Annotated in this window: 9 protein-coding genes; 6 read left to right on the forward strand and 3 right to left on the reverse strand. The window is 60.3% G+C overall.

Features of this window, described 5'->3' with window-relative positions:
• Positions 1-89 precede the first annotated feature (89 nt).
• Together BINDI_RS00195 and BINDI_RS00200 are read right to left on the reverse strand one after the other, a co-directional pair.
• Positions 90-1466, reverse strand: coding sequence for a hemolysin family protein (locus tag BINDI_RS00195; RefSeq protein ID WP_033491519.1), 1377 nt, complete (start codon positions 1464-1466; stop codon positions 90-92).
• 150 nt (positions 1467-1616) lie between these two features.
• Positions 1617-2234 carry a carbonic anhydrase gene (locus tag BINDI_RS00200; protein ID WP_162472055.1) on the reverse strand — a complete coding sequence of 206 codons (618 nt, stop codon included), beginning with the start codon at positions 2232-2234 and terminating at the stop codon, positions 1617-1619.
• 311 nt (positions 2235-2545) lie between these two features.
• Between BINDI_RS00200 and BINDI_RS00205 the strand changes: the two genes are divergently transcribed.
• Positions 2546-3109 (forward strand): redoxin domain-containing protein, encoded by a 564-nt coding sequence (locus BINDI_RS00205; RefSeq protein WP_033491516.1) that lies wholly within the window; start codon positions 2546-2548, stop codon positions 3107-3109.
• Positions 3110-3287: 178 nt separating this feature from the next.
• Positions 3288-5039, forward strand: coding sequence for an FAD-dependent oxidoreductase (locus BINDI_RS00210; protein WP_033491543.1), 1752 nt, complete (start codon positions 3288-3290; stop codon positions 5037-5039).
• 148 nt (positions 5040-5187) lie between these two features.
• Here the strand turns inward: BINDI_RS00210 and BINDI_RS00215 are convergent, their stop codons facing one another.
• Positions 5188-6201 (reverse strand): LacI family DNA-binding transcriptional regulator, encoded by a 1014-nt coding sequence (locus BINDI_RS00215; RefSeq protein ID WP_033491514.1) that lies wholly within the window; start codon positions 6199-6201, stop codon positions 5188-5190.
• A 325-nt stretch (positions 6202-6526) separates the two neighbouring features.
• Here BINDI_RS00215 and BINDI_RS00220 point away from each other — a divergent pair, with 325 nt between their 5' ends.
• The 4 genes from BINDI_RS00220 (at position 6527) to BINDI_RS00235 (ending at position 11889) form a co-directional block, all read left to right on the forward strand.
• Positions 6527-7789, forward strand: coding sequence for an ABC transporter substrate-binding protein (locus tag BINDI_RS00220; protein ID WP_033491512.1), 1263 nt, complete (start codon positions 6527-6529; stop codon positions 7787-7789).
• Positions 7790-7814: 25 nt separating this feature from the next.
• Positions 7815-8801, forward strand: coding sequence for a carbohydrate ABC transporter permease (locus BINDI_RS00225; RefSeq protein WP_081830715.1), 987 nt, complete (start codon positions 7815-7817; stop codon positions 8799-8801).
• 1 nt (position 8802) lies between these two features.
• On the forward strand, positions 8803-9663 hold the full coding sequence (locus BINDI_RS00230) for a carbohydrate ABC transporter permease (RefSeq protein WP_052109072.1): 861 nt from the start codon (positions 8803-8805) through the stop codon (positions 9661-9663).
• A gap of 105 nt (positions 9664-9768) precedes the next feature.
• On the forward strand, positions 9769-11889 hold the full coding sequence (locus BINDI_RS00235; RefSeq protein WP_033491511.1) for an alpha-galactosidase: 2121 nt from the start codon (positions 9769-9771) through the stop codon (positions 11887-11889).
• Positions 11890-11914: the final 25 nt, after the last annotated feature.

Consider the following 11914-nt stretch of genomic DNA (forward strand, 5'->3'; position numbering starts at 1 on the left):
CCTGCGAGTATGGGGATTTCCCGGGAGATTAGTGTGATTATTCAGACCTTCTGTGGGCACCATGTCCCTCTCGACGAGGAGGGCCGGCGCTATTCCTTGTCTCCACCAGAAGTATCGGAGTTCGCTGCCTCCGACTTACTGCCATCGTCATCCTCGGAGCCGTCGCTTGGGAGCACTTCGCGGTGTCTGACCTCGATGGTCTCGATACGCCGCCCATCAACCCTGGTAACGACCATATCGTACCCGTCGTCGGAGTGGACCACATCGCCCACCCTGCCCATCCGCCCGGTCTGGGCCAGGAAGTACCCGGCCAGGGTTTCGTAAGGCCCGTCTTCCAGTTCTATTCCGGTCAGGTCAGCGAAGTCCTCGATGGTCATGCCGCCATCCACCTTGGCCACCCCATTCACGAAGGCGGAGGCTCCCGACTGGGCCGACCCCTTCTCTTCGGGCAGGTCGTACTCATCGCGGATATCACCCACGAGCTCCTCGGTCATATCCTCCAGCGTCACGATGCCATCGGTGCCGCCATACTCGTCGATGACCACGGCCAGGTGGATTCCCTTCTTGCGCAGGCGTTCCAGGCTGGGAAGGAGCTTGGAGGTTCCGGGCAGGGAGATGCCGGGCCTGGTTACATCAGCCACGGTCCGGGCGCGCCGGTTGCGCACATCGAGGAGATCGCGTACATGGACGAATCCAAGAACATCGTCGAAGTCACGGCCGGTCACCGGGTAGCGTGAGTAAGGCTCGTTGTGGACGAAGTCGGCCGCCTCCTTCAGGGGCATATCGCCCGAGATGAAGACCACGTCGGCCCTGGGGCGCATGACCTCGGCCACACTGGTCTCCGAGGCGTCGAAGACATCGCCCAGAATCATCCGCTCATCCTTGCTCAGGTTGGTGTTGGAGGAGACCAGGACGCGCAGCTCATCGTCGCTGACCTGGGTGTCGGTCTGCTGGGGGTCGAAACCGAGGATGCGCACGATGCCGTTGGTGTTCTTGGCAATCAGCCAAATAAGCGGCTTGCAGATGGTCGAGAACATGTCGATGGCCGGTACCACCGCCCGGGCTATTTTCTCCGTGCGCTGCATGGCGATGCGCTTGGGCACCAGCTCCGAGATGACGATGGAGCAGTAGGAGATGATCAGGGTCAATACGATGGTGGTCAGGGTCGAGGCCAGTCCAGCATGGACACCCCAGCCGGTCACCACCGGAACCACGTAGGGCGCTATCGAGGAGGCGCCGAAGGAGGCCGAGAGGAATCCGGACAAGGTCACGCCTATCTGGACGGACGAAAGGAAGGTGTTGGGGTCACGGGCGATTCGAGCCACCCTGGCGCCGCGGGCATCCTGCTGTTCCATCTGTTCCAGCTGCGATCCGCGCAGGGAGACCAGTGCCAGCTCGGTTCCCGAGAAGACGGACCCGATCAGGAGGAAGACGAAGATAAGCAGGATGTTGAGCCATAATGACATGCCTCCAATGTACGTTATGGTCTTCTCTATCCGGGGTATCCAGTGCCATAGAGGTCAAACCGGCTGGCGCGAGTGGCAGGGTGCCTGCTCGGCCGGATGGTGGGTCCGAGGGGATCCCCAACCTCGGGCAGGCGGGACTCCGTGGATTGGTCAGAAGGAGAGAACCTGAACCTTGCCGCTGGTCAGACTGTAGCGGGCCCCCACCATCATGATCCGTCCCTCGGCAACGGCCTGGCGGATGACCTCGGACCTGTCGACCAGGGCCTCGATGGTCCGGGCTATATGCACCGATTCGTATTCGTCAGTGGTCTCCAGGCCGGCCTCCTGAGCCGCCAGAATCGAAGTGCCCACCTGGTTGACGATTGGTGAGGGGCTGTCGTGGACGAAGGTCTCATCCAGGGCCTCGTCTCCGGGTTCGATTCGGGTCCTTCCTGTTTCCGAACGGTGGTCTTCGATGGCCCGCAGGCAGGCGGTCACGGCTCCGCAGTGCTCATGCCCCATCACCACCAGAAGCGAGATTTTCAACTCGGTAATGGCGAATTCCAGGGATGCAAGAACCGACGGGTCCAAGGTCTGACCGGCCGTGCGGACCGTGAAGAGGTCACCCAGCCCCTGGTCGAAGATGATTTCAGGCGGGACCCGGGAGTCCGAACAGGAGAGAACAACAGCATCCGGAGACTGGGCATCAATCAAAGACTCCCTTGTTTCCGCGTCCTGCCAGGGGTGTTCGGCCTGCCCTTCGAAGAAGCGGCGGTTGCCGGCCAGCATCCTGCTCCAGGTCGCGTTGGCGCGGGGTTCTCCCTCTGATGCGGGCGTGCGATTTTCGCTCATGGCGGGGACTCCTTCTGGCTGCTCTGGCATATCCCTCCATCATAGGCGGCCATCAGGGGGCTCTGTGCCGTATATCACACAGGCTGGGATGATACCCACCTTTCGGTGCCAAGTCTCGGTCGCTAGCATGGAGTCGGTATCCGACCCGGCCCGTCGCCTCTTGTACGAGGTTCTGAATCCTCCACAATCCGAGGTGTTCCGGGCGGTTGGATTGACGGTATCCGATAATTCCCCGAAAGGAACCAACCATGACGCTACTGCAGCATGAAATCACCGACTTCAAGACCCAGGCCTTCCAGAACGACGACATTCACGAGGTGACCAAGCAGGACCTGCTGGGTCACTGGTCCGTCCTCTTCTTCTACCCCGCGGACTTCACCTTTGTCTGCCCGACCGAACTTGAGGATCTGGCCATCAAGTACGAGGACTTCAAGAAGGCCGGCTGTGAGATCTACTCGGTCTCCTGCGACACCGAATTCGTCCACAAGGCGTGGCATGAGGCCAACGAGAAGATCGCCAAGATCCAGTACCCGATGCTTGCCGACCCCACAGCCACCCTGGCCAAGGACCTGGATACGTACAACGAGGCCGAAGGCAAGGCAGAGCGAGGCGATTTCATCCTGTCTCCCGAGGGCAAGGTCGTGGCCTACGAGGTTATCTCCTCCAATGTGGGCCGTAACGCCGACGAGCTGCTGCGCCGCGTTCAGGCCTCGCAGTTCGTCTACGAGCACGGCGATCAGGTCTGCCCTGCCAAGTGGGAGCCGGGCGATGACACCATCGAGCCCAGCCTGGACCTGGTGGGTCAGCTCTGATTCAAGCGTCCTGAACGGACCATTCCAGTGAGCCAGGGGAACCTGCTCATCGGAGCGGCGCTGCTTGGCGGAGTGCATCCGCCTTTCCGGAGAGCCGGTTCCTCCGGTTACCAGGCCGTCGTTGCGATTGAGGGGTTCCCCTTACTGTATGCACTTCATCGACAAGGAAATAAGGAACATGAAGGAAGACAAGAATCTCTATGATGTGGTCATCATCGGTGGCGGCCCTGCCGGACTGAGCGCCGGGCTCTACCTGGCCCGTGCCCGGTACCGTACTCTGATTCTGGAGAAGGACGATTTCGGCGGGCAGATCACCATCACTGCGGACGTGGTCAACTACCCAGGAGTGGCCAGGACGGATGGGCACAAGCTGACCGAGACCATGCGTCAGCAGGCCCAGGACTTCGGTGCGGAGTTCATGACGGCCGAGGCCACCGGGATTGATGTGGATGGCGACATCAAGGTGGTCCACACATCCAGGGGCGATCTGCGGACCTTCGGCGTCCTGATTGCCACCGGAGCCAGCCCCCGTAAGATCGGGTTCGAAGGTGAGCAGGAGTACGCCGGCAGGGGAGTGGCATATTGCGCCACCTGTGACGGGGAGTTCTTCTCCGGGCGTGAGGTCCTGGTTGTTGGCGGAGGATTCGCCGCCGCCGAAGAGTCCGTCTTCCTGACCAAGTACGCCACCAAGGTCACCCTCCTGGTGCGTGAGGAGGACTTCACCTGTGACGCCTCCGTGGCCGCCGAGGCCAGGAACAACGACAAGATCGAGATTCACTACTCCACCGAGCTCCAGGGTGTCTCCGCCGGTCCGGGCGGCCTGGTCGAGGCCACCCTCCTGGACAGGACCACCGGGGAGACCAAGGCCTGGAGGCCGGCCGACCAAGGCACCTTCGGTGTCTTTGTTTTCGCGGGCTATGTGCCTCAGACCGGCCTGGTCAAAGGCGTGGTTGACCTGGACGATCACGGGTACGTCATCACCCATGGCTACCTGGAGACCTCGGTCCCGGGCGTCTACGCCGCTGGCGACCTGCGGGTGAAGAACCTCCGCCAGGTCATCACCGCCACCTCTGACGGTGCTGTGGCAGCCGTGGAGTTGGAGCGCTATGCCTCCGATATGTCCGCCCGGACCGGTTTGGTGCCGCCCAGACCCGAGAACACCCCCTATGAGAAGTCCGAAAAGGAGGCCGCCGAGTCGGCTGCCGCTTCTGGTACCTCGCCGGCTCCCGTGGCCCAGGGTACGGGAAATGCCCCAGCCAAGACATCTGGTTTCTTTGGGCCCGATATCAGGAAGCAGCTGGATCTGGTCTTCGGCAAGATGATCGGAAAGCTGGAGCTGGCCCTGGATCTGGATGGCAGCCAGGTCTCCAAGGAGCTGGAGGCCTTCGTAGACGAGCTGGTCGGGCTTTCCGACGGCAAGCTGACTTCCAGGGTGGGCTCCCGTACGGATGAGGACGGCAAGGATTATGATTCCGTCGGCGACCTGCCCGATGCTCGGCCCAGCGTGCGCATCTGCCGTGTGGACGACCAAGGCGTCTCCCGGACGACCGGGTTGGCCTTCCATGGCGTGCCCAGCGGCCACGAGTTCAACTCCTTCGTCCTGGCCCTCTACAATGTGGCGGGCCCCGGCCAGCAGGTGGATCAGCCCACCTCGGACCGGATCGATGCCATCAAGGACCAGGTAGACGTGATGATGCTGGTCTCCCTGACCTGTACCATGTGTCCGACCACGGTCCTGTCCGCTCAGCGTGTGGCTGCTCAGAACGGCATGGTGCGAGCCGAGGCCTACGACCTGGCCCACTTCCCCGAGCTGAAGGACCGATACCAGGTCATGAGCGTCCCCTGTATTGTGATCCGCAAGGATGGTCAGGAGACCGTGGAGTTCGGCAAGAAGTCCGTTCCTGAAATGCTGGATCTGATAGGGGCCTGACCCTGGGTTCGGGCCAGAGCGGAGTCTGAGAAGGTGCTGATGTCACTGTCTTTGCGGCGATGATGCTAGTGCCTTTTCTGATATATGCTGCTGGTCTATATCGATGAGAAACTAAGGATATTATCCACAGTTTGTGCGATGTGTTGTATCAGCAGCCGCAGGAGTGACGGACGACCATATCCGCCTTGATGGTCTGCACGTCAGGGACCTGATCCGGCTCCAGGGCAGCATTGATGGCGCAGGAGGCAATTTTCACGGTGTCCTGTTGCATTGTGGTCAACTGAGGCCAAGTGTAGAGGGAGTCAATGGTGCCGTCGAAGGAGACAATGGACACGTCATCGGGGATACGCAGCCTGCGCTCATGCAGGGCCCGGAGGGCACCCATGGCCTCCAGGTCCGATCCGGCGAAGATGGCCTGGGGTGGCCTGCCGCTGTCGATCAGGTCCAAGGTGGCGCGATAGCCGCCCTCGCGCGTGAAGAAGGCCTGGCGGATTCTGCCCGCAGGAAGATTGGCATTCTGGTGGGCCGCGTACCAGCCCTGGATTCGGGCATCGCCCCGGTCGTCGGGGGAGCCGCCAAAAAGCATGTCGACGCTGCAATGCCGGTGCTCGATCAGGTGTTGGGTGGCGGTCAGGCCAGAGTGAAAGTAATCGGTCGACACGCTCTTGGCATTGGTTACCCGGTGGGGCTGGTCCATGAAGACGAAGCGGCACTCTTCCAGATGGGCCATGCTCAATTGTGTGTAGCTGCGTGAGGAAGAGAGGAAAATGGCATCGACATTGCGCTCCAGCAGCTGTCTGATGGCCTGTTCCTCCAGTTCGGGGTCGCTGCGCACGTTCATGAAGAGGACCGAGTATCCTCGTCGCATGGCCACCGTCTGCAGCTCGTCGTAGATGCCGGCGCTGAAGGGGTTGGACGAATCGGGCACAATGACCCCCAGCATCTTGGAATACCCGGTGCGCAGGGCTCGTGCAGTGGGGTTGGGATGGTAGTTCAGTAGCTTCGCCGCCTCGCGCACCCGCTTGGATGTGTCCGGAGCCACAGCCCTGGGCCCGTTGTTGAATACGTAGCTGACCACGGCCGTGGAGACATTGGCCAGCTTGGCCACATCCGTGCGTGTGGCCCTTCTGCGTTGTGGGTGATTCTTATTGTTTATAGCCATCAGAGCCCGTTCCCATCTGCCTGTTCACCAGTCTCAATTTATGCTACCCGAAATGCAGAATCTACTCGAATTGATATAGCTGTGAACCCTGGTTTAGAAGCTATGTGGACTTGTCTGTATATGTCTTGTCGTGACTGGGAAATCAAGAAAATAGCTCTAAATATACAGTTATATTGAGAGCACTTTTCTTCAAAGTCAATTGTGAAGGCAGCCGGCCTCAGGTATTTGACAGACGAATCTACTCGCGTATATTTAGGAATGCGAAGTCAGTTCCGTTTCTCTCGGAACATGTTCGACGAAGAAACAACCCACGAAGGAGTGGTTGATGAACAAGATCAAGACGGTGGCAGCGGTCGGCATCTGCTGCGCTATGGCAATAACCCCATTGGCCGCCTGCGGCTCTTCCTCCTCCGGAGGCAAGAAGACCGTGGAATTCATGACTATGCAGTCGACGGGGACCGCCCAGCTCAAGGCTCTTCAGGGCCTGGGCAAGAAGTTCGAAGCAAAGAATCCGGACATCACCATCAAGATGGTTCCGGGCACCAACAACAACGAGAACGATATCAAGGTTCGTCTGGCGGGCCACAATCCTCCGGATATCTGGAACACCCATGGCTGGTCGCGCGACCGTTACGCCAACTTCCTGGAGCCGCTGCAGAACAGGTCCTGGGCCAAGCGGCTCAAGCCGATAGGCGACGATGTCTTTAAGACCAAGGACGGCAAGTTCTATGCCCTGCCCGCCGACATCCAGGTGTCTGGCATCATGTACAACCAAACGGTCCTGGATGCGGTTGGCGTCGATCCCAAGTCCATCGACACCTGGGATGCTTTTGAGCAGGCCTGCACGAAGCTGAAAGCCGCCGGATACACTCCGCTCATCTCCTCCAATAAGGACGCGGGTCCCAATGGCGACATCGCCGACTACATGCTTCCGGGCATGTACGACGAAAACCAGCTCAAGGATCTCTCCAATGGCAAGTTCGACACCGCAATCTACGAGAAGTACACCTCCAGAGTGGCCAAGTGGGCCAAGGACGGTTGGTTCAACGTGGATTACACTTCTGCATCCCAGGATGACATCTCCAGGCTGATGGCTCAGGACAAGGCCGGCTTCTCCTTCCGCGCCAACGGTAGCTCCCAGCTGATCCAGTCCTACAACCCCGGCGTCAAGTTGGGCATGATGCCGGTTCCTGCCGAAGTCGGCAAGCCCTATTTCTCCACGGGCGAGGACACCCTGACCTTCGGTGTCTCCAAGACCAGCAAAAACAAGGATGCGGCGCTGAAGTTCATCGACTTCATGGCCGAGCCTGAAAACCTGCAGAAGCTGGTAGATGTAAGCATGAACGATTCGGCTCTGACCGGCGTCAAGTCCGCGCTGGGGCAGTTCGAGCCGACCTACAACTACTGGGTGAACGAGAAGAAAACCAAGTTGGTCCCCTTCTTCGACCGCAAGTACCTGCCCAACGGCATGTACAACACCCTGGCCAAGTCGACCGACGGTCTGCTGACCGGTCAGCTGACTGCACGGGACGCTGCAGATCAGGTCAAGACCTCTTTCAATGGCCTGTATGGCCAGAAGTCTTCTTGATTAATAGGCCAAGAGGAGTCGAGTCATGACAGATAGTTGCTCAGGGGTGATTCCTTTGCAGGACACCCAATCCGGATCACCGTTACATGGGGATGGCAGGAGTGCATCCATTGACCATGGTAGGAGTCCCTCCCCGCGTCGTCGCCGCTTCAGGGGTGCCTCGATTAATCTCTTCTATCTTCCAGCTGTCATCCTCCTGGTGGTCTTCATCATCTATCCGCTCCTGTCGGGGATTGGGCTTTCTCTGACAAACTGGGACGGGTACAACGACGCCAAGTCCTTCGTAGGGCTGGCCAACTACAAGCAGATGCTGACTGACACCAACTTCAAACAGGTGGTCATCAACACCTTCATCTACGGCATCGGCAGCACAGTGCTTCAGCAGATCCTGGGCTTGGCTCTGGCGCTGCTGCTGAACGCCAAGATCAAGGGGCGCACCCTGATCAGGGCCATCATCTACCTGCCTGCTCTGGTGGCCCCGGTCATCATGGGCATCATGTACTACTTCGTCTTCCAGTACCAGCAGGGCGCTCTGAACGCCGTAATGACGGCGCTGGGTCTGCACAAGGTGGCCTGGTTCAACAATGCAGGGTTCTCGGTCTGCATCATCGTGCTGGTGAATTCCATCCAGTTCGTCGGCGTCTCCATGATCATCTACTTGGCCGGTCTGCAGACCATGGACCAGGAGATCGTAGAGGCCGCCGAAGTCGATGGGGCATCCGGATGGAAGAAGTTTTGGAACATCACCCTGCCGCTCCTGGCACCCGCCTTCACGACCAGCGTGGTTCTGAACCTGATCGGAGGGCTGAAGCTCTACGACATGGTCAAGGTGCTGACAGGCGGTGGTCCCGGGTATTCGACCAACTCCATCTCGACCTATATCGGCACGATCTACTTCGACAACCAGGCGGCCGGATATGCCTCCGCCATCGGGGTCTTCCTCTTCGTCCTGATTGCTATCGTGACCTGGCTGGTCAACAAGGGACTGGCCAAGCTGGATTGGGAGGCCTGACATGGCTGGCAAGAACAAGAGCGCAATGACCCCTGCCGAGCGGTCATACCAGCGTGGGCGCTGGGCTATCTACCTCTTCCTGGTCATCGTCTGCCTCTGCCAGCTTCTGCCCTTTTACCTGGCGATCACCACCTCGCTCAAGCCCTCGGATGATCTGAGCTCGGCCCTGAGCATGCGCACCCACGACATGGCATGGTCCAACTGGTTCGAGGCCATTAATGAGGGCGGCATCCTCAAATCCGTACTCAACAGCGTAGTGGTGACCGTGGGGACGACAGCCATGGTCTGCATCCTGGGAGCAGCTGCGGCCTATCCCCTGGCTCGTCGTCTGACTCGGTTCAACAAGCTGGTCTCGGCCTTCATCCTCTCCATGATGATGATTCCGCCCCTGAGCATTCTGGTCCCCCTCTACTCTTTCCTGGTGAAGATCGGCGGGGTGAACAACTACTGGGGCATCATCGTGGTGCTGACCGCCACCAACCTGCCTCTGTCGGTCTTCCTCTACACGGCCTTCATCAAGGCCATACCTCCGGCGATTGACGAAGCCGGCGAGCTGGACGGGGCCAACCGACTCCAGGTCTTCATACGCCTGGTCCTGCCCATGCTCAAGCCAGTGACGGCGACCGTGATCATCATGACCGGCTCGACAGTATGGAACGACTATGCCCTGTCCAGCTACATCCTGACCGACCCCTCGGCCCAGACCATTGCTCCTCGTGTGGCCTCCTTCTTCTCTGCCAATACCAACAATCTGGGCGTTGCCGCGGCAGCATCCCTGATTGCGGCAGTCCCCATGGTGGTCGCATACATGTTTCTGCAAAAGTACTTCATTGCAGGGATGGTGGCCGGAGCGGTCAAGTAGTCCATTAATCAGGAGCCGCCCAATTGCAGTGGGCGGGCGGCTCACTGGTTCATCATGCATCATTGTTTTTGCACATTTGTGCCGTAGTTACCAAAGGATTTCCCCATGCTCTTTCCACAGTCGGCCCATTCGGGTCAGCCACTCACCTGCATGGCCTTGGGGCCTATTACGCCGGGTGCCGATATTCCTGACATCAGAGGGTTCTATGCAGGCCCCGAACTGGATGGCTTGGAACAGACCCCCGCCTGGGCCCCGACCCATTCGCCCCTGCTGCTGGAGCATGCGCAGAACACCTACCTGCATCCGGGCCTGACCGGGTATCGGATCACCCAAGACCCCGATGGTATCCATGCTGGCCGTTCATGGTCGCCTCGATTCCTGGTCGAGAGTCAGCCTGAGCAGACAGCTGACTCGCTGACCATCAAGGCCGGTGACGAGGATGCCCAGCTTGGGTTGGAGACCAGGGTGGAGGCCATGGCCGGCGGTTCACTGCGGATTCGTCATACTCTGCGCAACCTGGGTGCCGACCCCTTCCTGCTGGAGGGTCTGGAGGTCCGCCTGCCCCTGGACGACGAGCAAACCCAGATTCTGGATTTTGCGGGCCGGCACGAGCGTGAGCGCAGCCCCCAGCGTCATGACCTGGCTGACGGGGCCTGGGTTCGCGAGTTCCGTTGGGGCCGCACCGGCTTCGAGGGGCCTGTGGTCATGGTGGGCACCCCCGGGTTCAACTTCCATCATGGCAGAGTGCTCTGCGTCCAGCCGGCCTGGAGCGGGAACACGGTGTTCCGGGTGGACCGGAACAGCTCCACCCCGGCCGGGGTCAGTGCTGGCGAGCTCCTCATGCCCGGCGAGGTGGTCCTAGACCAGGGCCAGGAGTACAGCACCCCTTGGATTGTGGTCACGGCCTCCGACCATGGCATGGATCCGATTATGAACAGCCTGCATGACTGGGAACGCACCCTGCCCGAGCATCCGCGCGAGCAGCCGGTCATCCTGAACGTCTGGGAGGCCATCACCTTCAACCACGACTTCAATACCCTGCGCGACCTGGCCGATCTGGCCGCCCGCATCGGGGCGGAGCGCCTTGTTCTGGACGACGGCTGGTTCCATCTACGTCGGGACGACAAGGCCGGTCTGGGCGACTGGTGGGTGGACCCTGCGGTCTGGCCACAGGGCCTGGAACCTTTAGTTGATTATGTCCATAAATTGGGGATGCAGTTCGGTCTCTGGTTTGAGCCGGAGATGATCAATCCTGATTCGGATGCCTGCCGCGACCATCCTGAGTGGGTCATGAGGGCATCATCCAGAAACCCGGAGCTGCAGCGCAACCAGCTGGTCCTTGACCTGACCAACCCCCAGGCCTTCGATCACGTGCTAGAGGCGATGACCAAGGTCCTGGAGTCCTGCCAAATCGACTACGTCAAGTGGGACCACAACCGCGACCTTCTTGAAGCCGGTTCCCAGACCCACGGTGGCGCACCGGCCATTCACGAGCAGACCCTGGCCTATTACCGCCTGCTGGACACCCTCCGCGCTCGCTTCCCCACGGTGGAGTGGGAGTCCTGCGCCTCAGGCGGCGGCCGCATCGATCTGGGTGTGATCGAGAAAATCCGCCGCTTCTGGAACTCCGATATGACCGATGCCCTGAGCAGGCAGCTGATCCAGCGCTGGACCGAGCAGACTGTGGCTCCCGAGTACATCGGCGCTCATATCTCCCAGCCTTCCTCCCAACAGACAGGCAGAACCTACGGCCTGGATTTCCGGGCGGCCACGGCCGTCTTCGGGTCCATGGGCATCGAGTGGGACATCCGCCAGGCCGGCGAGGAGGACCTGGAGCGGCTCAAGGAGTGGATTACCTGGTACAAGGTCAACCGCGGCTTCCTCCACTCTGGCCATGTGGTCCGCCTGGACCTGGCAGACCCCTCGGTCCTGGCACATGGCGTGGTGGCCCCCGACCGCAGTCGTGCCATCATGGCCCACGTCCAGTTGGATGAATCCCTGCATAATCGTGGTGTTTATCTACGTATTCCCGGCCTGGACCCCAAGGCCCGATATCGGCTGGCCTGGACTGGCCCCGCTAAGCCCAGAGCCTCGCTGGAGCACTTGGATCCGATAGGTCCACTAGGCGACGCCGAGGTCACCGGCACCTATCTGGAGCGCGTGGGCATCCGCATACCCCGCTGCCAGCCCGAGACCATCCGCCTGATCGATTTGGTCCGGGTCTGACCTATCGCCATCTGTTACACCGCAG

It is taken from the genome of Bifidobacterium [indicum] DSM 20214 = LMG 11587, assembly GCF_000706765.1.
GTDB lineage: Bacteria > Actinomycetota > Actinomycetes > Actinomycetales > Bifidobacteriaceae > Bombiscardovia > Bombiscardovia coryneformis.